Consider the following 24,561-nt stretch of genomic DNA (forward strand, 5'->3'; position numbering starts at 1 on the left):
ATTAATCTTTAGGGCCTTTGGCCGCAGATGGCGTAGAGGACGCCGCGTACTTCCCGCAAGCTGCAGAACAGGACTTCTGCTGCGAGCAGGAGGCGCAGGCGCCTTTTTTGCTTTTCTTGAAGCCGCGGTATAACGCGAAGGCAGCATATCCAAAAATAGCGGTAAGGATGATGATGTCGGCCATAACAGGCAGCTCCTTTCGTTTATCGAATTTTGCTTAAGCCAGTCCGAATCCTAGCCGCCATCCGATCTGATAGATCAAGAAAGCCACGAGGTAAGCCAGCGTCAGCGAATAGCCGATAGCAAATAACGTCCACTTCCAGGAAGCTGTTTCTTTGCGAAGAACGCCAACCGTTGCAAGGCACGGGGTGTACAGCAGAACGAAGGCCATAAAGCTGTAGGCCTGCAGCCCGGTGAAGGATGCGGCAATTTGGCCTTGCAGTCCGGCCATATCCGGAACATGGTAAATGATGTTCATCGTTGATACCACGACCTCCTTGGCCATAAACCCGGTAATCAGCGCTGCCCCGGATTGCCAAGTGCCGAAGCCTAGCGGCTGCATGACGGACGCGAACAAGCCGCCGATGGCTGCGAGGAAGCTGTCATCCATGTTGTCCGCGACGCCACCCGGACCAAGGTACGTGAGCAGCCAGATCAGCACGGAACCGCCGAGAATGAAGGTGCCGGCTTTGCGCAGGAAGCCTTTGCCCTTCTCCCAGGTGCTGCGGAACAGGGTGACGCTTTGCGGCATCCGATATGGCGGCAGCTCAACGATAAAGAAGGAACGTTCGTTTTTGAACAGGAACAGCGAGAACACTTTGGCCAACCCAAGCGCCAGCACGATGCCAAGCATATACAGAGAAAAGACGATCAGACCTTGCGACTCAGCGAAAAAGATGCCGGCAAATAAAGCGTAAACCGGTAACCGCGCGGAGCAGGACATCAGCGGAATGAGCAGCATGGTCAGCATCCGTTCCTTCGGCTGCTCGATGCTGCGGGAAGCCATAATCGCCGGCACATTGCAGCCAAAGCCTAGGATAAATGGAATTAACGCTTTGCCGTTTAGACCGACGATTTCCATCAATTTATCCATCATGACGGTAATCCGGGCCATGTAACCGGAGTCTTCAATGAAGGAAATGATCAGGAACATGATGAAAATCTGCGGAATAAACACCAGTACGCCGCCAACGCCGCCGATGATGCCGCCCGTGATCAACGCCTGCGTGAAGCTTGAAGCCCCTATGCCGGTCAGCAGACCCTCCACACCGCTGATCAGCGGACCGCTGATGAACCCGTCCAGCAGATCAGAGAGCGGGTTGCCGAGCCAATCAAACGTCAGCTGGAAAGTGAGATACATGAAAACCATAAACAGCGGGAGGCCGAGAAACGGATGGGTGACAATACGGTCGATGCGTTCGGTCATCGAGTGCGGTTTCTTCTGTGAGGCATCCACGGCTTCACTGCAAATGTTCTGAATCCGCTGGTTCCGGACGGAGCGGATATACGCTTCCGCGGAGGAAGCCAAATCGTTCGCAGCCAGCTTCGCTTCTACTTCGGCCCGGATCTTCTGCAGCATGTGCAAGTTGGTCTGCGGCGGAAGCGCGGAGATGACCGCCGGGTTGTCCTCCAGTACCTGCAAGGCGATCCAGCGTAAGGCCGGACGTTGTTCCTCCCAGTCTGCTGCAAGCTCACGCGTGATGTCGTGAATGGCTTGCTCGATCACTTCGCCATAATCGATCGTAAATTCCGGCTTTTGCGCCGATTCAGAAGACTGTTGTTCGATTGCCCGCAGCACTTCTTTACTGCCTTTGCCGGTACGTGCAATCAGCGGGAGAACGGGAACGCCCAGCAGGGCCGCCAGCTTCTCTGGATCCACCTTCAACCCGCGGGCCTCGGCAACGTCTATCATATTTAACCCGATGATTACCGGTTTGCCGTATTCCAGTAGCTGCAGCGTCAGATATAGGTTACGCTCCAAGTTAGAGGCATCGACGATATTCACGAGCACGGAAGGGGGCTCGGAGGCCAGGTACTCGGCTGCAATCCCCTCATCTCGGGACAAAGGATGCAGGGTATAGATCCCGGGCAGGTCGGTGAGCAGTCCGGTTGTGCTTCGCAGGTGCCCGACTTTTTTCTCCACCGTTACGCCGGCCCAGTTCCCGACATATTCGTAAGAGCGGGTTAAGGCATTAAACAGTGAGGTTTTCCCTGTGTTCGGGTTCCCAATGAGTGCGGCGTTGTTCATGAGACTGCCACCTCGATATGGGCCGCTTCCTTCTGGCGGATGCCCAGCAGTTGCCCGGCGCATTCCAGCGTGACCGGACCGCCCCATAAGCAGTACCGTTTCACGACCACGCGGGATCCTTCCCGGATCCCGAGATCCGCGAGGCGCCGTTTCAGGATCGGGTCCATATTGCCAATTTGCGTGATGGCACAAGTGGTCCCGGGTTTCAAACCTAGCAGGCAGCATCGGCAAGGTTTCATGAAAACTTCCTCCTTCGTCATGTAAGTAAGCCGAAAACGGCTGAAAAATCTAGTTGATTAAACGCTATTGAGAATCAATCTCAATTAAATTCACAAGTAATATAGCACGCACCGCTGGCCCATACTGTGATTTACTTCATAACGAAGAATGGAAACTTCGTGATCCAAAGATGACTTTTCGAACAACTGCTAAAATAAAAGTTCGAAAAGTCAGGTTTGAAGCACCGAGAAGGTTGGATGAAGCTGGGACTGAGGAGCGGAGCGTACGTTTTGGGTACGTGAGCACCGGAAGGCCCGGCTGAATTCAGTTTCGACGTCGATAGAAACTTCTTGATATACTTCGTGATCCAAAGATGACTTTTCGAACAACCTTTAGTAAGATGGATAGTAAAACGAAACGATGGAGAGGAATATGCCAGATGAAAGCCAACAAATGCAAAATCGTCGACTGCACCATCCGTGATGGAGGACTGGTGAACAACTGGGACTTCAGCGTAGAATTTGTCCAAAAATTATACGCGGGCCTGAATGAGGCGGGTGTGGATTATATGGAAATCGGCTACAAAAACTCGCCGAAGCTGCTGAAAGGCGCCGATGAAGCCGGTCCTTGGCGGTTTCTGGACGACGATTTCCTGCGCAAGGTAATTCCTCAAAAAGGAACGACGAAGCTATCCGCACTGGTCGATATCGGCCGGGTAGACGAAAACGATATTTTACCGCGCAGCGAAAGCCTGCTCGATTTAATTCGAGTTGCTTGCTACATTAAAGATGTGGACAAAGCCCTGCAGCTGGTGCAATTGTTCCATGATCGCGGCTACGAGACGACGTTGAATATTATGGCGTTGTCCAACGTGATGGAGCATGAGCTGCTGGAAGCCTTTGAGATGATCAAAGATAGCGTCGTTGACGTTGTCTACATCGTTGATTCCTACGGAAGTCTCGATTATAAAGACATGGAGCATTTGGTCAACAAGTTCAAAACCCATTTGCCAGGTAAACGGCTAGGTGTTCACACCCACAACAACATGCAGCTGGCTTTTTCCAATACGCTGGTGGCCGCTGAAAATGGGGTTGAACTGCTGGATGCCTCTGTGTATGGCATGGGACGCGCGGCCGGCAACTGTCCAACCGAGCTGCTTGTGACCCATCTGAAGGGTACGAATTACAAGCTGCGCCCTGTACTAGAAGTTCTGGAGGAGCTCTTGATCCCGCTTCGCGAGAAGGAAGAGTGGGGGTACCTGATCCCTTACATGATCACGGGGACGCTTGACGAGCATCCGCGTTCCGCGATGGCGCTGCGGGCTTCGGACGACAAAGACAAAGTCGTCGATTTTTACGATAAGCTGACGACGCCGGAGACAACGGTTCATCGTCCCAAAAAATCATAAAAATTAAGCCCGGGCCTTGTGTCCGGGCTTCTATTTTTCCTCGACAAATTTGAGAAGAAGGCAGGAAATAAGCGGAATATGTTGAATAGTAGACTCATGACGGATCGATAAGTACTTACCTCCGGAGGTTGATACGCATTGAGGATTAGGGCAGAGGAACGAACGACAATCATCCAAGGGGTAATCGGATTGGCGGCGATGATCGGGGTTGTCCAGTTGTCGGCATGGAACGGATATCCGCCGGGGACGGACGCGGTTGTTCAGACGCTGCATCTTTTGGCAGGCCTCATGTGCCTGGCCGTATCATTCGCCATATTTGCGCAGGGATGGATTCTGTTTACCGACAAACTTTCCAAGCAGCGGCTTTACACGGCCGTTTTATTTTCGATGATCGGGATATTGGATATCCTGTATACCGTTTTATACGGTGACATCTCGCTGCTTGGCTTCGAACCGAGCGAAAATTTGGCGACCTGGTTTCTGGTGATCTCACATTTGCTAGGGGCCTTTGGGATGCTGCGGATCTTTGCTGCAACGGACCAGCAGGTGTCCGGACAGCAGAAAGTGACCATGTTTGTCAGTGCCGTCTTGGTGACACTGGCAGGTCTGTTTGTGTTAAACCGGTACCAAGACCGCTTGCCGACATTATTTGAAACGGAGCTTCTACAACTGGTTTTGCAAGCGGGGATTCCTCTGCTCTACCTCCTCGTGGCTGCGGCTGTCCTTTATCGGCATCGGGCAGAGCGCCCGTCGGCGATGATGACGGTAACCCGGTCACTGCTCTTCATGGCGATGGGGCATGTCTTGCTGACCTGTCCGCCGGGGCATGTTGAGGGGTTAACCCAGGCGGCGGGGCAATGGTATATGGGCATTTCGTATTACATCGTATTAAAAGGGGTTTACCGGCTGACGATTGAAGAACCGTTGCGCGGCAAACTGCTCGTGGAAGCCCAGATGAAGCATATGGCTTACCATGATGATTTAACCGGACTGCCGAATTTGCGGCAAATGAAAGAGCAGTTGGACGAGCTCTTGGGATTTACGCGGGCTTGTATCGGCGTGGCGGTTATCAATATCGACCGGTTTAAGGCGATTAACGACTCGTTGGGTTACAGCGCGGGGGACAAGGTGTTGACCGAGCTGGGAAGTCGGTTAGCGGTGCTTGAAGGCCCTCAGCAGTGGGTGTACCGGATGGGCGAGGACGAATTCGCCGTGGTCTTCTCCGAGCTGCCGGATGCTGCGGCCGCCGAGGACCGGGCTAAACAGCTGTTAGCCTCTGTAGATCCGGGGGTACTCATCGACGACACCGAATACCATATTTCCTTGAGCATGGGTTTGTCCGTATTTCCGAATGACGCCGACTCAGTGAACGAGTTGATCCAATTTGCCGATATGGCGGTGCACCATGCTAAGGAACAAGGCGTGGAGTTTCTGCGTTATCATGCAGCGATGAAACAGCGTACCCAAGCGAAGGTGGAGCTGGAGAACGATATGCGCAAGGCGCTGGAGCGGGAGGAATTTTTCCTGGAGTTCCAGCCGCAGATTCGTTTGGATACGGGGAAAATGGTTGGGATGGAAGCGCTTGTCCGTTGGAACCACCCGAAGCGGGGACTGATACCGCCAAGTGAATTCATTCCGCTGGCCGAAGAGAGCGGGCTGATCGTTCCTCTCGGCGAGTGGGTGCTGAAGACGGCTTGCCAGTATAATAAGAAATGGCAGATGGACGGTTTTGAACCGGTTTGCGTATCCGTCAATTTATCGATGCGCCAGTTCCGGCAATATAATTTAGCAGAGCACGTGAACGCGATCCTGCGTGAGGTAGGGTTAGATCCGCAATACCTGGAGCTGGAAGTGACGGAAAGCATGACATACGATATTGAAACCGCGCTAGATCAGCTTCATCGCTTGAAGCGTTTAGGGATACATATCAGCATCGATGATTTCGGCACAGGCTACAGCTCGCTTTATTATTTGAAAAGCCTGCCGATCGATCGGTTGAAAATTGACCGCGCCTTCGTCAAAGAGGTCATGTACGACGGGAACGACGCGGCGATCGTCTCCACCATCACCACTATGGCACATCACTTAAAGCTGAAGGTGACGGCCGAAGGCGTAGAGAACGAGGAGCAGTTGGAGTTTCTGAAGCGCCAACGTTGCCACGAAGGACAAGGATATCTGTTTAGCAAACCGGTGTCTGCCGGTGTGCTGGAAAGCGAGTTCCTTAGCCGGTTAGCCGGCTAAGGAATTTTTTTAACATTATAGAATTTATAAATTTTGGGGTGGGAGCAGGTCTTCCGCCTGATTTCTGTTTTTGGTAAGGTTAGGATATGGAGACGAACATTTTGAAACGAATCTTCTTTGATGAGCGAGGGCACTGGGATCGGTTTGTGGCAAAACATGGTGGCAAGCTGCGTGCCAATGTGCGGAAAGAAGTAGAGAAGTTCCGTCGATGCGGGGATCCCAGAAACGGGTTTAAGCTGATGGTATGTGAAGGATGTCATGACCTATGGCTCGTTCCGTATCGTTGTAAAGGAAGATTCTGTACGACCTGTTCATGCGGAGAAACAGAGGAATGGGCACGTCTCCTGGAACAAGATGTATTCCAAGTCAACCACCGCCATGTCGTCTTCACGATCGACGAAGGATTACGGGAAATCTTTCTGCTCCATCGGGCAAAATTACTCAAAGAATTTATGGATGAAGCGGTACGCTTAGTCAAAGAACATTTTGAGAAGAAACATAAGGTAACTCCCGGAATCGTAGCCGGGTTGCATACGTTTGGGGCACGGCTTAACTTCAATCCTCATGTACATATGCTTGTAACGATGGGAGGAATGAAGAAGACCGGCGAGTGGAAAACATACGATTTTATTCCGTTCGAGATGCTGCGTAAGCAATGGCAGACGGTTGTTTTGAAGCTGATTCGTCGAAAGTTAAGTGAACAAGAGAAAAAGCAAGTGCAGTCCCGTTTGCAAAAAGCTTACTGCGAGAACGGAGAAGGCTTTTATGTGCATGCTCCGAAACAGAAAGGGAACGTCAAGCAGCAACTCGGGTATATCGGGCGATACATGAGAAGACCAGCGATAGCGGTTAGCCGGATCGAAGCGTATGACGGAGAAAAGGTGACATTTCGTTACCGGGATAAGAATGACGGGGAAGAGAAGACCGAGACGATTTCGGTAGAAGAATTTATGGGTAGACTTGTGCGGCATATTCCGGATGAAAACTTCAAAACGATCCGTTACTACGGGGTTTATTCGCGGCGGATCAAGAGCCTGTGCAAGAAGTTAGTCAGTGAGTGGCAAAAAGCCGCGAGAAGATGGATTGTCAAGGCAAAGCGGATATTAAAACGCAGAACGTGGAGTGAACGGATCAAGGAGCAGACGGGGAAGCCGCCATGTTGCCCAAAATGCGAAAGTTATTACGAATACAAGGGAGAAGCCTGCCTTGAGGATGGGAAGTTGAAGGTGAAGTACGCGGTGTGCTCCACCTCAAAGGCATGTCTGGAGAGGATGATTCGGGATGTCGCCGGTGTCAAAGAAACGAAAGGTAGCGAAGAAAAAGAAAAAGCCGCAAAGCGGGCTGCATAGCAAAGCGAAAGTAACCTACATCTGTCTTCAATGTCATACAACAGAAGAGATTCCGCTGAATGTCGTTCGAAATTTCGATGCGATGGATGATGGAGATCCAACAGTACCTCCGCAATTCCGCTGCGAGGAATGTGGAGGAGGCATGTACCCGGAATATTACAAAGGAATTCATGGTTACGAGTACAGGATTAGTGACGTAAGAAAATAAGCCGGATGTAGATTGTTCCCCACACCCGGCTATTTTGCACGTATGAACTAAATCGTACGAACTAAAGGACGCCGTCAGGCGTTTTTCTTAAGATATCAGAAAGTATAAACTTCGGGGCATTGGCATCCTGATATCGCAAGAAAAACTTCCGCTAAACGCGGTCTGTCTACTTTGAATGTACGTCGATAGACGTTTTTCTTATGATTTAAGAAAGGATGAGTTGGGTGTAAGTGTTGACTTTTGATCGAACGTTCGATTATAATGTGGCCATGAAAAATAAATCCGATAACAAAACAGAGCTGATCTATCAGACAACGATTGAACTTCTCAATGAAATTGGACTATCCGAAATATCCATGTCCAAAATTGCGAAGAGGGCGAATATCTCTTCGTCGACCATTTACTTTTATTTTGAAAGTAAAGAAGACTTGCTGATTAAACTATACTTTAAGCTCAAGGAACAAATGCATGAGAAGATGTTTCTTGGCGTAACGGCGGATATGTCAGTCAAGGCTGCCTTTGAGAAGATCTTGCGTAATTATTCCAGTTATATCGTGAATAATCAAGCAAATTTTCTGTTGATGGAACAGTTTCTTGATTCGCCGTTTATACAAAAACACTGTAAAGATCAAAACGGTGGCGTGTTCAAGCCGATGTATCCTTTATTCGAAAGGGGGATTAAGGAAGGACTGTTTAAGGATTCGGAAACGAATCTTCTCGTTACTTACTCCTGCTTGCCATTTGTCCAAATGGGCAAAGAGTATATCAATGGTGAGTATGAATTCAGCCCTGCCAACATCGACAAAATGATTCAAATGAGCTGGGATGCGATTAAAGCATGAACGGCCCATTTTTTTAACCTTTATCGATCGAACGTTCGATAAAAAGAATGAATTTTATAGCATTTTGAACGAACGTTCGATTAAAAAAGGGGGGTGAGGCTTATAAGCACTAAAGTAGAACTCGGCAATACAAATCATTCCGAAATGTTGATTTCTTAACATACGAAACAAAATGACAAAGGAGAGATTTTTTATGGAAAAAAGAGCTCTTGGGTCAAGCGGGCTGAAAGTCTCTGCTATGGGATTAGGCTGCATGACCATGTCTGATTTTTACGGTAGCGACCGGGATGAACAGGAATCGATACGGACGATTCATCGAGCATTGGACCTTGGTGTAGACTTCTTGGATACCTCAGATCTGTACGGTATCGGAGAAAATGAGAAACTGGTGGGAAAAGCGATTCAAGATCGGCGTGACGAGGTCGTTTTGGCTACCAAGTTCGGGGTCGTACGCGACAGATGGGGAGGCCCTTGGAGCTATAACGGAAGACCGGAATATGTTAAGGCAGCCGCTGAAGCAAGCTTGCGCAGATTAGGCGTTGACCACATTGACCTGTATTATCTGCACCGGATCGATCCCTTCACCCCCATTGAGGAGACGGTAGGGGCGATGGCTGAGTTGGTTAAAGAAGGAAAGGTCCGTTATATCGGCCTTTCGGAAGCCCCGGCACATCTGATCCGCAGTGCACATGCAGTTCATCCAATCACAGCAGTGCAAACGGAATACTCCTTATGGTCCCGAGACATTGAAGACGAAGTTCTTCCTACTCTCAGAGAGCTTGGCATCGGATTTGTCGCCTACAGCCCGCTTGGACGCGGGTTCCTAACCGGGACAATTCAGCGCTACGAGGATTTGGATTACGACGATGTAAGACGAAATTTCCCAAGATTTCAAGGACAGAACTTACAGAAAAACCTTCAATTTGTTGCTCGGATTCAAGAAATGGCGGCTGAAAAGGGATGCACCGCCCCTCAACTGGCGTTGAAATGGATTTTGATGCAAGGTAACGATATCGTGCCGATTCCAGGAACGAAAAGAAGAAAGTATTTAGAAGAAAATATTGCAGCCTTGCAGGTTGAACTTACGGATTCGGACCTTCAACGTCTCAATCAAATCGCGCCCAAAAACGTTGCTGCAGGACATCGTTAATTACAGAAAATGAAGGAGGATCACCATGACTGAATCCATAGATTTTGAACTAGGCATCAATACTTTTCTAGAGACCTCACCAGATCCTGTAACGGGCAAGAGAATCAGCCATTCCGAGCGGATTCGTAACGGGATCGAAGAGATCGTTGTTGCCGATCAAGTTGGCCTTGATGTGTTTGGAATCGGAGAGCATCAACGGTTTGATTTTGCCTCCGAAGCTCCAGCCGTCATCCTTGCTGCAGCGGCAGCTTTAACCAAGCGAATTCGGCTCACGAGTGCCGTTACCGTCCTTTCCTCGGATGATCCGGTTCGCGTCTACCAATCATTTTCAACGCTGGACAGCATCAGTAATGGGCGGGCCGAAATTATGGTGGGGCGAGGATCCTTTGTTGATTCGTTCCCGTTGTTTGGCTACAGCTTGAATGACTACGACGAATTGTTTGAAGAACACCTTGAGTTGCTTCTAAAGATTAGAGCTTCGGAAAAAGTCACCTGGCGAGGGGGGCATCGCCCGGCGATTCATAATCTCGGCGTCTATCCGCGATCTGTCCAAGACCCGCTTCCGGTGTGGATTGGCTCCGGCGGACGACCAGAATCGGCCATACGAGCAGGAATGTTGGGATTGCCCATCGTCTTTGCGATCATTGGCGGAAACCCGGAAAGATTTGCTCCGTTAGTCGAATTGTATAAACAAGCAGCTGCGAGTGCAGGTCACGATGTAAGTAAGCTTAAAATTGCGACACACTCGCACGGCTTCGTCGGAGAAACCACAGAACTGGCTGTCGAGTTACACCGACCTTACACGGTCGTTCAAATGAACGAACTCGGCAGAGTGTTGGGATGGCCGCCATACAGCGCTGCATCCTACGATGATGCTCGCAAGATGAATGGTGCCCTCTATGTAGGTGATCCTGAATATGTTGCAGAGAAGATTCTTCTCGTCCGCAAAAAGCTAGGAACAAACCGTTTCTTCTTGCATCTGAATATCGGCACGTTGCCACATCGTGAAGTCCTGCGTGCCATCGAGATGTTTGGCACCCGCGTTGCACCGATTGTTCGAAAAGAGATTGCAAAAGAAAACAAGCAGACAACCGTTTAAAATATCCTTCCCTGCGGGGAGTCATATATAAGGGAGTTTTGATGCGTATGACACAAAAGTCAGCAATTGACGACAATGACGGTATATCCAAGGAACCTGGGGTCGCCTTGAAGTTAGATCATCATGTTGAACTTGCTCTTCCACCGGTGAGAGCCGGATTTTCAGATGATGGACGTCTTGCTTTGCAAGTCGGTTCTGATTTTCTGATAGGCGACATGTATCTTGCGAACATTCTGAAAACGATTATTGCAAATGAAAGTTTCGTATATATGTATTTGAACGAGGATGTGTCACATCTTTGCGATTTGTTGCTGGAGTCAGAATTGATTTTATTATCTGAACGGCTTAAGGAACACTTTGCTCATACGGTTAACCATCCAGTGGACCCTTTCCAACCCGAAGGGATTGCCCGATTATTAGGTCTTGATGCTGCTTCAATAAGCAATGAGGCGAATCGAAATCTTTTGCTAGAGAATTTAAATCATTTATTGGTGAGACGATTCGGTAAAATTTCCGACACAGGCAAGTATAGAGAATCTTCTGGCTTGAACAGAGCTATAGAGATTCATCATGAAGGCACTGCAAACCCTACACTGAAGATAACGTTAAATAAGAATGAGGGTGAACATACGTTCCTTGACTCTCATTTTAAAACAGAAGTTATTTCTACGTACGGAATTTCAGCGGTAGGCGCCTCCGAGGCGGTTGCAGATATTGGCAAAACGATAACGACGTTTGAACGTATTATTCCTCGGCTTGGAATGTACTATGCTCTATCCCAAGCTCAGATCGCTTTGCTTCGTTTAGGATGGGGCTCAAAGGACTTGGAAGTAAGCGATAGCGTAATCAAAAACTGGATTAGCGAGGTTACCGCCAAGCTATTACCTGCAAGTAGAATGCCGAGCGAAACCACGATTTTATATTTCATCAAGGCGACTTTAGCGGATGGTTCCGAGGTGAATGGGATGTGGCCAAATACATTATCAGCCGAGTTATTTTACAACCTCGAAACCGGCCGTGTAGATAAATATGTTTCCGAGCATGAACATGACTTGGAACTGAAAGATGGTAAGAGATTTACCATCGCCAACACGGCAGATGGTGGTGTAGCCGTCAGAGCGGCTCCAGCCGATACGACGGACACCCATCATACACTTCAGTTCTATAACGATACAGAACATTTGGATAAAGGTTTGATATTACCAACTGAAGACCGGTCAGTCTCTCTACTTGGCCAAATCAATCCTACAGCCGGTCGTTTTAAAACATCACATTTGAGAGCCCCTAAAGGAAAGGAATTTAAATTTGTCCTGTGGGGATCCAATAATTTTGATGTTTATATCGTGGAAGAAGGTCAAGGCGGAGTTTATACCATTAACGATAACTCCGTTTCGTGAGCGCGGGGATGGCGAGCCCACCTGCCGGCAGCAAGAGCTGCTGGCAGGTTTCGCTTGCGCTCGCATGCGAAACGTGATATATTAATTTCTGCCTTCTCAAAAAGGCCTGCATTACTTCGGGACGTAGCTCAGCTTGGTAGAGCACCTGGTTTGGGACCAGGGGGTCGCATGTTCGAATCGTGTCGTCCCGATCTGTACATTGCGGGTGTAGTTCAATGGTAGAACTCCAGCCTTCCAAGCTGGTAGCGTGGGTTCGATTCCCATCACCCGCTCCATAATGAAGAAGCTTAAATCCTTACTTCGGTAAGGATTTTTTTGTTGTTGCGGCGGAAGTAGTTTAAAATTTATTTTCTCAATTTTTGATATTTGTGATTTAAATCACATATATAGTGAAATAAATCACATATAATAAAGACATCAAAGATGATCATCCGAAAAACAAAAAACCAACGATAAATAAGAGGAGTGGTTCTTATGTTTAACAATTTCCTGAGAACAAACAAAGTGGCGATGTGGCTCCTGACCGTTATCCGCGTCTACCTGGGCTACCAATGGATCGAAGCCGGCTATCATAAAATCACCGGCGGCTTCGATGCCGCAGGCTTCCTGACCGGAGCGATCGCGAACAGCACTGGCGACCATCCGGCCGTACAAGGCTGGTGGGCAGCCTTCCTGGAACACTTTGCCTTGCCGAATGTCGGACTCTTTAACTTCCTGGTGCCTTACGGCGAATTCCTGGTTGGCCTGGGGCTGATCCTCGGTACCTTCACCACCTTCGCTGCACTGATGGGCTTCGTGATGAACGCCGCGTTCCTCTTCTCGGGTACGGTAAGCACCAACGCGCAAATGTTGATCCTTGAAGTACTGATTCTCGTCGCTGCAGCTAACGCTGGTAAAATCGGCCTCGACTACTACGTGATGCCTTACCTCCGCAAGTTGTTCCACAAAAAAGGCGATGCCGGAACGCAAGCCCCGACGCCTAAGCAACCGCTGAACGTTAAACACACGGCGTAACAAACAACCATAAAGCAGAAGGGCTCTCCTAGAGAGCTCTTCTTTTTTTAAGATATCAGAAAGTATAAACTTCGGGGCATTAGCATCCTGATATCGCAAGAAAAACTTCCGCTAAACGCGGTCTGTCTACTTTGAATGTACGTCGATAGACGTTTTTCTTAATATGACATTGCGATGTCTTATTTGTAGGGTATACTTGTCATCAAAAGGAGAGGGTACGCGTGCAAATGAACCGTCTGTTTGAAATCGTCTATCTGCTGCTGGAGCGTAAAACGATCACTGCCGCCGAGTTGGCGCAGCGGGAACCGGAATCGGTTGCCCGGATGAGGGCGTTCCTGGAAGCGAATGGATTAACCGAGAATTTCGATGACCTTCGCAAGCATCATGAAATCTATCTGTCGGACCCACGCAAAACCGCGCCGGAGAAGATGAAAACCGTGCTGCGGCATCCGGTAAGGCGGATCTAAGTCTTTGGATCAGTCGGATTTGCCGGGGTGAATCACTTTCACTCGGCCTACCTGACCGTCCTGTAGCCGGACCTTAATGCCGTGCGGATGGGTCGCGGAGTTCGTCAGAATGTCCTTGACTATGCCGCGGGTTAGTTTGCCGGTGGGCTGATCTTTTTTTAATACGATGTCCACGGTGAGGCCAGGCCTGATGTTCTTGCGTTCGTTGCCGTTCATTGGGCGGGTCCCTCCTTGACGTGATGGAGTAGCGTTTGGTATAACCACTTTAAGATACCATAATTCACCGCTGACTTGCCAACGGCTGTCCGTTTAGCATATAATAGCAGGTAATTATGACATGAAATGCGTGGATGGAGAAGAGTAAGCAGGAACCGACCAACAGGGAAGGGGCGCCGGAGATTGAGAGCGCCGCTAGGGAAACGGAGCTGCCGAAGTTCGCTCCGGAGCAGTTCCTTGAACTGCCGCTGCGAATCGTTACGCCGCAAGGCGTATGGTTGCAGCCCGGCACATTAGGGGATACCGGTTACGAGCCGTTATTTCGTTGGAGCGAGAGCAATGCGCACCTTGCGAGCCATGTGGCTGGCTGAGGTTTACGCGGTGCTCTAACAAGGGTGGTACCACGGTCTTTTCGTCCCTTACGGGAGAGAAGGCCTTTTTATTTTGCCTTAAGAGGTTGTTCAATAAGTCATCTTTTGATCACGAAGCAGGACATGAAGCGGATTCGACGTCGAATCTTGAATTCAGCCGGGCTAAGCGTATGCTTACGATGCATGTTTCCTACGGAAACATTTCAGGTGCTCACGTACCCCAAACGTATGCTCCGCTTTTCAGTCCCTAGCTTCATCCAACCTTCTCGGTGCTGAAAACCTGACTTTTTGAACTGACGCTTGTGACTCGGAACGGTTTTGTAAGAAACCGAATCGAGAAGCAGCGCTCATAACATTTTTAGGAGGAGCTATTCATGAAAGAACGTCTTGAAGCACTAAAAGCGGAGGCGCTCAAAGAGCTGGCGGAAACCGTCGATGCCGGGCATTTGAACGACCTTCGGGTCAAATATTTGGGCAAAAAGGGCGCATTAACTGAAATTTTGCGCGGGATGGGGTCCTTAAGCGCCGAGGAGCGTCCGGTGATCGGTCAGATCGGCAACGAGGTCAGAGCCGCCATCGAAGCGGTGATTGAAGAGAAGCAAGCGGTGTTCCAACGCCAAGAAACCGAAGCGCGGCTGGCCGCTGAGAAAGTGGACGTCACGCTGCCGGGCCGACCGCTGAAGCAGGGGAGCATCCATCCGCTGAACCAGGTGATTCAGGAAATCGAAGAGATTTTCATCGGCATGGGGTACCGGATTGCGGAAGGCCCTGAGGTTGAAACGGACTACCACAACTTCGAGGCGCTGAATCTGCCGAAGGACCATCCGGCCCGTGATATGCAGGATTCCTTCTACCTGACGGAAGATTTGCTCATGCGGACACAAACGTCCCCGGTACAGGTGCGGACGATGGAAGCGATGCAAGGGGAAGTGCCGGTCAAAATTATCTGCCCGGGACGCGTATTCCGCCGGGATGACGACGATGCAACCCACTCGTTCCAGTTCCATCAAATTGAAGGGCTGGTTGTAGGCAAACGCATCCGGATGAGCGACCTGAAAGGCACTTTGCTTGAGTTCACGCGCAAAATGTTCGGACCTAACACGCAAATTCGCCTGCGCCCCAGCTTCTTCCCGTTCACGGAGCCAAGCGTTGAGGTTGACGTAACGTGTATGAAGTGCGGCGGCCATGGCTGCCGGGTGTGCAAACAGTCCGGCTGGCTGGAAATTCTGGGCAGCGGGATGGTGCATCCGCGCGTGCTGGAGATGAGCGGCTACGATCCGGAGCAATACAGCGGCTTCGCATTTGGGATGGGTGTAGAACGGATCGCGATGCTGAAGTACGGCGTTGATGATATCCGCTACTTCTTCAACAACGATCTGCGTTTCCTGCAGCAGTTTGCCAGAGTTTAATTTCACGTAAAGAGGGAAGGGAACTGACAATGAAAGTATCAACCGAATGGTTGTCTGACTATATTTCGCTGGATGGGGTAAATGTTGAAGAGCTGGCGGAGCAAATCACCCGGTCCGGGATTGAAATCGATTCGATCGAAAACCGCAATCAAGGCGTTTCGAACGTTGTGGTTGGTTTTGTCAAAAGCAAAGAAAAGCATCCTGACGCTGACAAGCTGAACATTTGCGTCGTTGACGCGGGGCAGGGAGAGGATCTGCAAATCGTATGCGGCGCGAAAAACGTGGCGGCCGGCCAGAAGGTACCGGTTGCGCTCGTAGGCGCCAAGCTGCCGGGCGGGCTGGAGATCAAGAAAGCCAAGCTGCGCGGCGTCTTGTCGCAAGGGATGATCTGTTCGGCCAAAGAGCTTGGCCTCAACGACAAGCTGCTGCCGAAGGAACAGCAGGAAGGCATTCTCGTATTGCCTGAAGAAGTGGAGATCGGCACACCGATTACCCAACTGCTGGGGCTGGACGACAAGGTGCTGGACTTCGACCTGACGCCTAACCGGTCGGATTGCCTGAGCATGATCGGGGCTGCTTATGAGGTAGGCGCGATTTTGAACCGCGAAGTAAAGCTGCCGCAGCCTGAGCTTGCCTCCTCTGGCGTACTGGCCAAGGAACGGATTCAGGTTAAGATCGACGCACCTGAGCTGTGCAGCCGGTATGCGGTACGTTACATCGCCGATGTCAAGGTCGGCCCATCGCCGTTGTGGATGCAAAACCGGCTGATGGCGGCGGGAATTCGCCCGATCAGCAACATTGTCGACATCACGAACTACGTCATGCTGGAGTACGGCCAGCCGTTGCATGCGTTTGATGCTGACAAGATCGCCGGCGGCATGCTGGGCGTGCGCCAAGCCAAAGCTGGCGAGAAGCTGGTGACACTGGACGGTCAGGAGCGTGAGCTGGAAGCCGGCGCACTATTGATCGTGGATGGTGAAGATCGTCCGGTGGCTTTGGCGGGCGTCATGGGCGGACTCGATACAGAAGTGACCGATCAAACGGTTAACCTTGTGCTGGAGTCGGCGAAATTTGCCGGCGCCAGCGTCCGCCGCACGTCGCGGACGCTGGGGCTTCGCTCGGAGGCTTCGCAGCGGTTCGAGAAAGAGGTGGATCCGGCTTCCGTCATCCCGGCGCTGAATCGCGCGGCCTCGCTGATGGCAGCCTATGCTGGCGGCCAAGTGGCTGAAGGGATCGTGGAGATCGTTCATCAAGAGCAGGAAGAGAAAGTGATCGCCCTGTCGCTTCAGAAGCTGAACGATTACCTGGGCACGAACATTTCCTCGCTGGAGGCGAAAACGATTCTGGGACGTCTCCGCTTCGAATGTGCCGGCTCGGAGGAGGTCATCGAAGTTCGCGTGCCGACGCGCCGCGGCGACATTACGCGCGACGTGGATTTGATCGAAGAGGTGGCGCGGCTCTACGGTTACGACAACATCGAGGCAACGATGATCGAAGGGGTAACGACAGTCGGCGGCTATACGAAACCGCAGGCGCTGCGCCGCACGATCCGCCAACTGCTCACTCATGGCGGCTGGCAGGAAGTGATGGGTTACTCCTTCATCCGGGAAGGGGCAAGCGCGAAGTTCCCGCAGCTGGGGGAAGGGGATCGGGAGATCCGCCTGGCCATGCCGATGAGCGAGGACCGCAGCGTGCTGCGCGGCAGCCTGCTGCCGGGAATGATCGACATCGCCGTTTACAACCGCAATCGCAAGCAGGACAATCTGGCATTGTTTGAAATCGGCAGCGTCTTCCGCACCAAGGAGGAGAAGCTGACCAAGCAGCCAAGCGAGCTGCCGGTGCTGTCCTTGCTGCTGGCCGGCGAACGGGCAGAAAAACGCTGGAACGCTCCGGCGGAGAAGGTGGATTTCTTTGATCTCAAAGGTGCGTTGGAGAGCCTGTTCGAATACTTGGGGGTTGCTGAACGGATGACGTATGAAGCGGATGGGCCGCAAGGCTTCCATCCTGGACGTTCGGCTTCCATCTTCCTGAACGGCACGTCCGGCAAGGAACGGATCGGTACGCTGGGTCAGCTTCATCCGGAGCTGCAACGGGAGCTGGATCTGGATGATACGTATGTTGCCGAGCTGCTGCTTGAACCGCTGTACCGCTATGCGGGCGAAGCTTACGTTTACCAAGAGCTGCCGCGTTATCCGGCGATGCAGCGCGATATCGCTGTTGTCGTGAACTCCGATGTGGAAGCGGGCGCGTTAATCGGCGTGATCCGTGAAAAGGCCGGCGAGCTGCTGGAATCGGTGGAGGTATTCGACGTATTTACGGGTGCCAAGCTAGGCGAAGGCAAGAAGAGCGTAGCTTTATCGCTGGTATATCGCCATATGGAACGGACTCTGACGGACGAGGAAGTTGCCGCAGTACACGACCGGGTGGTCGAAGGGCTGTCGCAAACTTTTGCGGCGGAGCTTAGAAAATAGCAGGAATTGGACGAAGTCACATCGAATCATTTGTAGAACGACCGATTCGATGTGACTTTCGTGCAATTATCCGCATCTAAGAGACGACTTACAGGACCGAAGGAGGCACATAACGTTGAGTAACCAAGGCCGAATTAGCGTAAACGTAGAAATTTACGGAACTTCTTATAAAATCGTTGGAAGCAGCGCGGAATATATGAAGCAAGTCGCGCGCCGGGTGGATGAGCATATGCGCAGCATCGCCCAGGCCTATCCCCATCTGGACACGCCGCGGCTGGCTGTGTTGGCAGCCGTGCGCATGGCGGAGGAAGCGATCCGGGTAGATCAGCTGCAGAACGAACTGCAGAATGCCAAGCAGGAGAAAACGGTCCTGCTTCAGGAGAACTCAGTGCTGCAGGATTTACATGCCAAGCAGGAGAGCATGTATAAGGCGCTGCAAGAGGAACAGCAGCAGCTGAAGAATGAGAAGCGTCAGCTAGCCGGACAAGCGGAGAAGCTGGAGGCCTCCCTGCTGGGGCAGGAGGAGGAGGCGCGCAAGCTTCGCAGCCGGGTACAGGAGCTGGAGCGTCAGCTTAGCGAACAGCGCGGCAGCAACTCGCAGCTGCAATCCAAGCTTCGCCAAGTCGAACAGCAGACGGCGCGGGAGAAAGAGGAAGCCGCGAAGCTGCAGAAGCAGGTGAGCGAGCTGCAGCGGCGGGAGCAAGAAGCCAAAGCGGCCGAGCAACGGGCACAGCAGCATAGCGGGAAGCTGCAGGAGCAGACGAAGCAGCTCCAGAGCACGCTTCAAGCCGCGCAGGCAGAGGCCAAGCAGCTGCAACAGCAACTGCAGGAACGCAAGCAGCGGGAGGACAAGCTGCGAGCCGAAGTATCAGCGGCGCAGCAAAGCGAGAAGTCGTGGCAGAAGCTGGCTGAGAAGCGCAGCGAGGAAATCAGTCGCCTAGAGATCAGCTTGCTCGAGGCTTCGGACAAGAGTGAACAGCTGAGCGAGCAGCTGGCCGCCGAAGTGAGCCGGTTGGAGCAAGCAAATAACGAGCTGCAAGCCGAGCGGGACAAGGCGTCGGCCCTGGCTGCCGAGCTGGATTCTCTTCGCTCCCGGTTGGAGCAGGCAGCCGAGGAACGGGAGCAAGCACTTCTGGCGGCGCAGGCGGCCGGAGAAGAGAAGCGGCAGCTGGAGCAAGAGCGGGACGAGTTGGCTCTGCGGTTGCAGGAGCTTGAGGACAGCCGCAAGTTGGCAGCAGAGTTGGAAGCCGAGCTGGCGAGCTACCGTGAGGCTGCGGAGCAGCGGGAGCAGGAGTGGCGCAAGCAATGGGCTTCGGCAGAACGCGAGCTGAGCTCTTGGCGTGAGAAGGAAGCTGAGCTGCAGCGGCAACTGGAGGAATGGCAGCAGGAAAGCGCAGCTGGCAGCGAACGGGTCATCACCATGGCCAGCGACTTCGAGGCCTTGGAGGAAGAGAAGCGCAAGCTGGCGGAGCAGCTGCAGGAGGTTACGGACAGTTACGAGGTTATTTCCCATCAGTTCCGGCTGTTGCAGCTGGAGCGGGAGAAGGAGCAGGAGCGGCAGGCTGCGCGGGATGAAGAGTACCAGCGGCTGAAAGATGACTACGCCAAGCTTCAATCGGAATTTAACGAATGGATTGAATTGCTGGAGCAGGATCAAAGTTAATGGCGAGAGGATCGCTTTGATGCGATTCAATGAGAGCAAGAGCCCGCGGCTGTGCGCTGCGGGCTCTTGCTACATGCGTTTATTCAACGATAATTTTGGAGATCATGGCGCTGTGGCCGGAACCGCACATCACCGAGCAGGCCACTTCGAACTCACCGGCTTCGGTTGGCACGATCACGGCGGAGTCGTTCTTGCGGTCCAGCTGCAGCTTTAAACCGGGCACGAGAATGCCGTGATTACCGGAGGCGTTCTTGAAAACGATTTTGACCGGAACATCTTTCTTCAAATGGTATTCGGCTTGATCGAATTGATAGTTGCTGGCTTCAATGACCAGTTCCGCTTCCGGTTGGATATTATTCCCGGCGGCACTGCTGTTCTCAGCCGCTTTGCTGCCGCTGCAAGCGGTAACAAGTAACAAGAGTACGGAAGTTGCAACGATGGCTATGCTTTTCTTCACAATAATCCCTCGCGATACAGTATATTTGTGGCAATTTTAAGAATATCATACCGTATTTTGCAGAGGGTGGGTGGTTTAAGGTTTGAAGAATTGTTGAACTTCCTTCAGTTATAAGTCAAGAGGCCGTTCCTTCCGCAGTGAATGGATCACTTGCGGAGGAAGGCCTCTTAGCCCTGAACACAGCCATTAACGATTGTTTTTGTCTTTGGCAGCGTTAAAGGGAGTTGCGACAGGGATGAACAGGTCAATAATCCCGATGACCAATGCAGCAAGTAATGCACCGATCACAGAGACGGAAACGCCGGAAATGATGAACTGGGCAAGCCAGATCACGAGTGCACTCGTAAGAAAACCGACGATTCCTCGCCCGAACGGGGTAACCTTCGTTCCGAAAATGCCTTCAATGGCCCAACCCAACAGGGCGATGACCAAGGCGAGAAGTAAGGCGCTGCCGAATCCACCGATGCTGAATTGCGGTACAAGCCATCCCACAACCAGCATAACTAAGGCGGAGACGATGAATCGCACGACGTGTCCCAGAAAATGCATGTTACATAGCCTCCTTTTGAGAGTAAGTACGTTTGGCTATACGCAATTATCATGTTCCGCAAATCGCATTCTTATGTGTCCAAGGGGGCAAATGGCGAAAAATGAACGGTTTCGTTATAATGGGATCATAGCCCGAGGGGAGTTGTGAACGTACTTGGACGAGAAAATTTTGAAAACCATGGAATATCAAAAAATTATAGATCAGCTGTCCTCTTTTTCCCAAACGGCACTTGGAAAAAGAACAGCCGAAGCGCTGCGGCCCGTCACCGATCTGGAGGACGTCAAGCGGCTGCTTCAAGCCACCGATGAAGCGTTTAAGGTGGACCGTCTTAAGGGGGCGCCCGGATTCGGCGGAATCGTGGATATCACTCCGGCGGTCAAGCGGGCCCGGATCGGCGGGACGCTGAATCCGCACGAGCTGCTGGGCATTGCAACCACGCTGGAAGGCTCGCGCCGGATTAAACGGTATATTGCCACGATGCACGAAGAACATGAAGTTCCGCTGCTGTATCACTTAAGCGATACCTTAAGCGATCAGAAGCCGTTGGAGGATGCGATCAAACGCTGCATCGACGAAAGCGCGGAGGTGCTCGATTCGGCTAGTCCGGAGCTGGCCACCATCCGCCGCGAGCTGCGGAGCGGGGAGGTGCGGATCCGGGAGAAGCTGGATGCGATGATCCGCTCCGCTTCGGTGTCGAAGATGCTGCAGGATCAGCTGATCACGATCCGCGGCGACCGCTTCGTCATCCCGGTCAAAGCGGAATACCGCGCGCATTTTGGCGGGATCGTACACGATCAGTCCGGATCGGGAGCTACGCTGTTCATTGAGCCGGAATCGATTGTGGCGATGAACAACAAGCTGCGCGAGACGCGGCTGCGTGAGGAACGGGAAATCGAGGTCATTTTGCAGAAGCTGACCGCCCTGGTTGGCGAGCAAGCCGAGCTGTTGCTGTACGACGGGGATGTGCTCGGCCAGCTGGATTTCATCTTCGCCAAAGCCCGGTTGGCTCGCGAATTAAAGGGGACGCTGCCGCGGATGAACGACCGCGGGTTCATCAAGCTGAAGAAGGGGCGCCATCCGTTGATTCCGGCTGACCAGGTCGTGCCGATCGATGTGGAGCTGGGGAACCAGTACACGACGATCATTGTCACCGGTCCGAACACCGGGGGGAAAACCGTCACCCTGAAGACGATTGGTCTGCTTAGCTTGATGGCGATGTCCGGGTTGTTCGTGCCGGCGGAAGACGGCAGCCAGCTTTGCGTATTTGATGCCATCTACGCCGATATCGGGGACGAACAGAGCATCGAGCAGAGCTTAAGTACCTTCTCCAGCCATATGACGAACATTATCTCGATTTTGCGCCAGATGACGCCGAAGAGCCTGGTATTGCTGGATGAGCTGGGTGCGGGAACCGACCCGGCGGAAGGCTCGGCGCTGGCCATTGCGATTTTGGAACATATTCATTCGCTGGGCTGCCGGATGGTGGCGACCACTCACTTCAGCGAGCTGAAAGTCTACGCCTACGAACGCAAAGGCGTAATTAACGCCAGCATGGAGTTCGACGTAGCGACGTTAAGCCCGACTTACCGCCTGCTGGTGGGCATTCCGGGCCGAAGCAACGCGTTTGCTATCGCCGAACGGCTGGGGTTGCCGGAGCGAATTCTGGAGTATGCCCGCGGCGAAGTGACTGAAGAGGACATGCGCGTCGAGAACATGATCGCTTCGCTGGAGCAGAACCGCCTTGGGGCGGAGCAGGAGCGGGAAACGGCCGAGCAGCTGCGGCGCGAGATGGAAGAGCTGCGCAGACGCCATGCCGCCGAGCTGGAGAAGCTGGAGCAGCAGCGGGATAAACGCCTGGAGAAGGCGGAGGAAGAAGCGGCAGCGATCATTGCCAAGGCAAGGCAGGAGGCCGAGCGGATTATCAGCGACCTGCGCCGCCTCGCGATGGAGGAAGGCGCGGCCGTGAAGGAGCACAAGCTGATTGCAGCTCGCAAGCAGCTGGATGAAGCCGAGCCGCAGCGCCGCAAGAAGAGTGCAGCGGCCCGCAAGGCGGCCAAACCGCCGCGGCAGATCGAACCGGGCGACGAAGTGATGGTATACAGCTTGAACCAGAAGGGGCACGTCGTTGAGCTCTCCGGCAACAAGGAAGCGATCGTACAGCTCGGCATCATGAAGATGAAGGTGAGCCTGGACGACATGGAGCTGATCGCTGCGCCTCCGGCTAGCAAGCCGGTTCAACGGACGGCTCCCAACGTTAAGCGGACGCGCGATGAGAACGTCCGCACCGAGCTGGATTTGCGCGGAGCGAATTTGGAAGAGGCCTTAATCGAGGTTGACCGTTTCATCGACGAAGCCTACTTAAGCAATTTAGGCCAGATCTACATTATTCACGGGAAAGGGACCGGGATTTTGCGGTCCGGGATCTCGGAGTATCTTCGCAAGCATAAGCATATCAAGAGCTTCCGCCTCGGGAACTACGGGGAAGGCGGAACCGGCGTGACGGTCGCTGAGCTGAAGTAAGAACGAATCGCCTCAAGGTATAAAGGGAGAGGGCGCTATGAAGGAAAGCATTGATCCGATCTTGGAGCAACCGCTGGGGCTGATGATCGGGTATTTTTCCGTGGCGGTGTTAGAATTGATTGTGTTTCTTTCTTGCTTCGAACTGTTTGCAAGATATCGCTGCTGGCAGGAGATCAAGCGCGGCAATATGGCCGCGTCCCTGGCTACCGGCGGAAAAATCTTCGGACTGGCGAACATTATCCGTTATGCGGCGGCACATCCCTCGATTTACGACTTCATGATATGGTCATCGGTCGGAGCCTTGCTGCTGTTCGCTGCATATTTGCTGTTTGAATTTTTAACGCCGGTGTTTCGCATCGACGATGAGATTGCAGCGGGGAACACCAGCGTAGGTTTTATCGCGATGGCCGTATCGGTGTCAGTGTCTTTTTTGATCGGCGCTTGTATAGGTTAGGGATCTCAGTTGAAGGAGTAGAAACGACGTGAAAAACCTGGTCAGGGTGCTATTTATCGCCTCTATTCTGTTTTTGGCCGCGGGCATTATTTATTTGTGGAATGCTTAATTTGGTAACGAAAGGACGAAGTTGGGAATGGATACAACGATTTGCCCATGGTGCCAAACGGAGATCGTTTGGGATGAAGAGCTGGGGCCGGAGGAGGTATGTCCGCACTGCCAAAATGAATTAAAGGGCTACCGAACGATCAACATTACGCTGGGTTCGGAGGAGGAGTTCGAGGACGAGGAGAATGACCATCCCTTCCATGATCGGAAGCATTCCCATGGTGATGATGACGAGGATGCGGATGACGATCTCTACTGGGATGAGGAAGGGGACTCGCATCTCGGAGGCGTCCGCCGGGTCGAGGCGTTTACGGCATCGGGCGGCGATTTGCTGAAGTACGAGACCGGCGTGGAGAAGCTGCTTGACGGGCAAGACGAGGTACCCGAATGCCCGCATTGCCGGGAATATATGGTGTATGCCGGGAAGCAGAAGCTGGTTCCGGAAGGCGGCGAATTTGTTCCTGCCGACGGGGAACACCCGCTTCTTTCAGGGAATGCTGAGCTGAACGTATACGTCTGCACCGCGTGCTTCCATGTCAGCCGGTTTTTGGGTGAAGACGCCCGGATCGCCATGATTCGTACGATTGCCGGTGAAGAAGACAACAAGTAAAAAAATTTGGCAGCCACTGGCCCTGTCCTTGATGGACAGGGCTTTTTCGCGTTTGGGGGCCTGCGGGTATGCTTGCTAAGGCCTCATGCT

At 52.3% G+C, this 24,561-nt stretch carries 21 protein-coding genes, 2 tRNA genes and 1 pseudogene; 18 read left to right on the forward strand and 6 right to left on the reverse strand.

Annotated elements, in window-relative coordinates; genetic code table 11:
* Window position 1: 1 nt before the first annotated feature.
* From U9M73_RS01965 to U9M73_RS01975, 3 genes are read right to left on the reverse strand one after another with little or no spacing between them, the layout of a single operon-like run.
* Window positions 2-184, reverse strand: coding sequence for a FeoB-associated Cys-rich membrane protein (locus U9M73_RS01965; protein ID WP_050769823.1), 183 nt, complete (start codon window positions 182-184; stop codon window positions 2-4).
* Between the two features lie 33 nt (window positions 185-217).
* Window positions 218-2,248 carry a ferrous iron transport protein B gene (gene feoB, locus U9M73_RS01970; RefSeq protein ID WP_260071738.1) on the reverse strand — a complete coding sequence of 677 codons (2,031 nt, stop codon included), beginning with the start codon at window positions 2,246-2,248 and terminating at the stop codon, window positions 218-220.
* Complete coding sequence (locus U9M73_RS01975; RefSeq protein ID WP_157273532.1) at window positions 2,245-2,487, reverse strand: FeoA family protein; 243 nt, start codon at window positions 2,485-2,487, stop codon at window positions 2,245-2,247. The genes feoB and U9M73_RS01975 overlap by 4 nt, the downstream gene beginning before the upstream one ends.
* A 419-nt stretch (window positions 2,488-2,906) precedes the next feature.
* Between U9M73_RS01975 and U9M73_RS01980 the strand changes: the two genes are divergently transcribed.
* The 11 genes and pseudogenes from U9M73_RS01980 to U9M73_RS02030 all read left to right on the forward strand — a co-directional run.
* Window positions 2,907-3,875, forward strand: coding sequence for an aldolase catalytic domain-containing protein (locus U9M73_RS01980; protein ID WP_009226711.1), 969 nt, complete (start codon window positions 2,907-2,909; stop codon window positions 3,873-3,875).
* A 138-nt stretch (window positions 3,876-4,013) separates the two neighbouring features.
* Window positions 4,014-6,116, forward strand: coding sequence for a putative bifunctional diguanylate cyclase/phosphodiesterase (locus tag U9M73_RS01985; protein WP_323076104.1), 2,103 nt, complete (start codon window positions 4,014-4,016; stop codon window positions 6,114-6,116).
* 86 nt (window positions 6,117-6,202) lie between these two features.
* On the forward strand, window positions 6,203-7,465 hold the full coding sequence (locus tag U9M73_RS01990) for an IS91 family transposase (RefSeq protein ID WP_456094082.1): 1,263 nt from the start codon (window positions 6,203-6,205) through the stop codon (window positions 7,463-7,465).
* Window positions 7,466-7,903: 438 nt separating this feature from the next.
* Window positions 7,904-8,515, forward strand: coding sequence for a TetR/AcrR family transcriptional regulator (locus tag U9M73_RS01995; protein WP_260071990.1), 612 nt, complete (start codon window positions 7,904-7,906; stop codon window positions 8,513-8,515).
* Between the two features lie 193 nt (window positions 8,516-8,708).
* Complete coding sequence (locus U9M73_RS02000; RefSeq protein ID WP_009226708.1) at window positions 8,709-9,665, forward strand: aldo/keto reductase; 957 nt, start codon at window positions 8,709-8,711, stop codon at window positions 9,663-9,665.
* 25 nt (window positions 9,666-9,690) lie between these two features.
* A complete protein-coding gene (locus tag U9M73_RS02005; RefSeq protein ID WP_260071988.1) occupies window positions 9,691-10,764 on the forward strand; it encodes an Atu2307/SP_0267 family LLM class monooxygenase in 1,074 nt (357 codons plus the stop codon).
* Between the two features lie 47 nt (window positions 10,765-10,811).
* Window positions 10,812-12,161 (forward strand): hypothetical protein, encoded by a 1,350-nt coding sequence (locus U9M73_RS02010; RefSeq protein WP_323076106.1) that lies wholly within the window; start codon window positions 10,812-10,814, stop codon window positions 12,159-12,161.
* 117 nt (window positions 12,162-12,278) lie between these two features.
* Window positions 12,279-12,352: transfer RNA gene (locus tag U9M73_RS02015), tRNA-Pro, on the forward strand.
* Between the two features lie 10 nt (window positions 12,353-12,362).
* Window positions 12,363-12,436, forward strand: a tRNA-Gly gene (locus tag U9M73_RS02020).
* Between the two features lie 199 nt (window positions 12,437-12,635).
* Entirely contained in the window at window positions 12,636-13,175 is a 540-nt protein-coding gene (locus U9M73_RS02025) for a DoxX family protein (protein ID WP_009227132.1), read from the forward strand.
* A gap of 302 nt (window positions 13,176-13,477) precedes the next feature.
* Window positions 13,478-13,642: pseudogene (locus U9M73_RS02030) on the forward strand (GyrI-like domain-containing protein); the annotation flags it as partial.
* Between the two features lie 9 nt (window positions 13,643-13,651).
* On the opposite strand, the gene U9M73_RS02035 reads toward U9M73_RS02030, so the two are convergent.
* A complete protein-coding gene (locus U9M73_RS02035) occupies window positions 13,652-13,858 on the reverse strand; it encodes a YwbE family protein (RefSeq protein ID WP_260071048.1) in 207 nt (68 codons plus the stop codon).
* Window positions 13,859-13,992: 134 nt separating this feature from the next.
* Here U9M73_RS02035 and U9M73_RS02040 point away from each other — a divergent pair, with 134 nt between their 5' ends.
* The 4 genes from U9M73_RS02040 (at window position 13,993) to U9M73_RS02055 (ending at window position 19,772) form a co-directional block, all read left to right on the forward strand.
* The gene (locus tag U9M73_RS02040; RefSeq protein ID WP_009226702.1) at window positions 13,993-14,229 is read left to right on the forward strand and encodes a hypothetical protein; all 237 of its coding nucleotides are present in this window, start codon (window positions 13,993-13,995) and stop codon (window positions 14,227-14,229) included.
* A gap of 374 nt (window positions 14,230-14,603) precedes the next feature.
* On the forward strand, window positions 14,604-15,638 hold the full coding sequence (gene pheS, locus U9M73_RS02045; protein WP_009226701.1) for a phenylalanine--tRNA ligase subunit alpha: 1,035 nt from the start codon (window positions 14,604-14,606) through the stop codon (window positions 15,636-15,638).
* Window positions 15,639-15,667: 29 nt separating this feature from the next.
* Window positions 15,668-18,109 (forward strand): phenylalanine--tRNA ligase subunit beta, encoded by a 2,442-nt coding sequence (gene pheT, locus U9M73_RS02050; RefSeq protein WP_009226700.1) that lies wholly within the window; start codon window positions 15,668-15,670, stop codon window positions 18,107-18,109.
* A gap of 115 nt (window positions 18,110-18,224) precedes the next feature.
* Window positions 18,225-19,772: a hypothetical protein gene (locus U9M73_RS02055; protein ID WP_323076108.1), complete on the forward strand. Its 1,548-nt coding sequence runs from the start codon at window positions 18,225-18,227 to the stop codon at window positions 19,770-19,772.
* A gap of 79 nt (window positions 19,773-19,851) precedes the next feature.
* On the opposite strand, the gene U9M73_RS02060 is transcribed toward U9M73_RS02055, so the two are convergent.
* On the reverse strand, window positions 19,852-20,229 hold the full coding sequence (locus tag U9M73_RS02060) for a cupredoxin domain-containing protein (RefSeq protein WP_009226698.1): 378 nt from the start codon (window positions 20,227-20,229) through the stop codon (window positions 19,852-19,854).
* Window positions 20,230-20,415: 186 nt separating this feature from the next.
* The gene (locus tag U9M73_RS02065; RefSeq protein ID WP_009226697.1) at window positions 20,416-20,778 is read right to left on the reverse strand and encodes a phage holin family protein; all 363 of its coding nucleotides are present in this window, start codon (window positions 20,776-20,778) and stop codon (window positions 20,416-20,418) included.
* Window positions 20,779-20,932: 154 nt separating this feature from the next.
* On the opposite strand from U9M73_RS02065, the gene U9M73_RS02070 reads away from it, so the two are divergent.
* The 3 genes from U9M73_RS02070 (at window position 20,933) to U9M73_RS02080 (ending at window position 24,471) form a co-directional block, all read left to right on the forward strand.
* Entirely contained in the window at window positions 20,933-23,299 is a 2,367-nt protein-coding gene (locus tag U9M73_RS02070; RefSeq protein WP_323076110.1) for an endonuclease MutS2, read from the forward strand.
* Between the two features lie 37 nt (window positions 23,300-23,336).
* A complete protein-coding gene (locus tag U9M73_RS02075; RefSeq protein WP_009226695.1) occupies window positions 23,337-23,753 on the forward strand; it encodes a DUF350 domain-containing protein in 417 nt (138 codons plus the stop codon).
* A 136-nt stretch (window positions 23,754-23,889) separates the two neighbouring features.
* A complete protein-coding gene (locus tag U9M73_RS02080) occupies window positions 23,890-24,471 on the forward strand; it encodes a hypothetical protein (RefSeq protein WP_260071052.1) in 582 nt (193 codons plus the stop codon).
* The last annotated feature ends 90 nt before the right edge of the window (window positions 24,472-24,561 follow it).

Origin of the sequence: Paenibacillus phoenicis (genome assembly GCF_034718895.1) — a bacterium.
In the GTDB taxonomy this organism is placed as follows: Bacteria; Bacillota; Bacilli; order Paenibacillales; family Paenibacillaceae; genus Fontibacillus; species Fontibacillus phoenicis.

Coding starts and splice junctions, on each gene's coding strand:
- U9M73_RS01990 (WP_456094082.1), top strand. CDS start 6,203: ATGGAGACGAACATTTTGAAACGAATCTTCTTTGATGAGCGAGGGCAC.
- U9M73_RS02040 (WP_009226702.1), top strand. CDS start 13,993: ATGGAGAAGAGTAAGCAGGAACCGACCAACAGGGAAGGGGCGCCGGAG.
- U9M73_RS02000 (WP_009226708.1), top strand. CDS start 8,709: ATGGAAAAAAGAGCTCTTGGGTCAAGCGGGCTGAAAGTCTCTGCTATG.
- U9M73_RS02010 (WP_323076106.1), top strand. CDS start 10,812: ATGACACAAAAGTCAGCAATTGACGACAATGACGGTATATCCAAGGAA.
- U9M73_RS02035 (WP_260071048.1), bottom strand. CDS start 13,858: ATGAACGGCAACGAACGCAAGAACATCAGGCCTGGCCTCACCGTGGAC.
- U9M73_RS02075 (WP_009226695.1), top strand. CDS start 23,337: ATGAAGGAAAGCATTGATCCGATCTTGGAGCAACCGCTGGGGCTGATG.
- U9M73_RS02025 (WP_009227132.1), top strand. CDS start 12,636: ATGTTTAACAATTTCCTGAGAACAAACAAAGTGGCGATGTGGCTCCTG.
- pheS (WP_009226701.1), top strand. CDS start 14,604: ATGAAAGAACGTCTTGAAGCACTAAAAGCGGAGGCGCTCAAAGAGCTG.
- pheT (WP_009226700.1), top strand. CDS start 15,668: ATGAAAGTATCAACCGAATGGTTGTCTGACTATATTTCGCTGGATGGG.
- U9M73_RS02080 (WP_260071052.1), top strand. CDS start 23,890: ATGGATACAACGATTTGCCCATGGTGCCAAACGGAGATCGTTTGGGAT.
- U9M73_RS01980 (WP_009226711.1), top strand. CDS start 2,907: ATGAAAGCCAACAAATGCAAAATCGTCGACTGCACCATCCGTGATGGA.
- U9M73_RS01965 (WP_050769823.1), bottom strand. CDS start 184: ATGGCCGACATCATCATCCTTACCGCTATTTTTGGATATGCTGCCTTC.
- U9M73_RS01975 (WP_157273532.1), bottom strand. CDS start 2,487: ATGAAACCTTGCCGATGCTGCCTGCTAGGTTTGAAACCCGGGACCACT.
- U9M73_RS02065 (WP_009226697.1), bottom strand. CDS start 20,778: ATGCATTTTCTGGGACACGTCGTGCGATTCATCGTCTCCGCCTTAGTT.
- U9M73_RS02005 (WP_260071988.1), top strand. CDS start 9,691: ATGACTGAATCCATAGATTTTGAACTAGGCATCAATACTTTTCTAGAG.
- feoB (WP_260071738.1), bottom strand. CDS start 2,248: ATGAACAACGCCGCACTCATTGGGAACCCGAACACAGGGAAAACCTCA.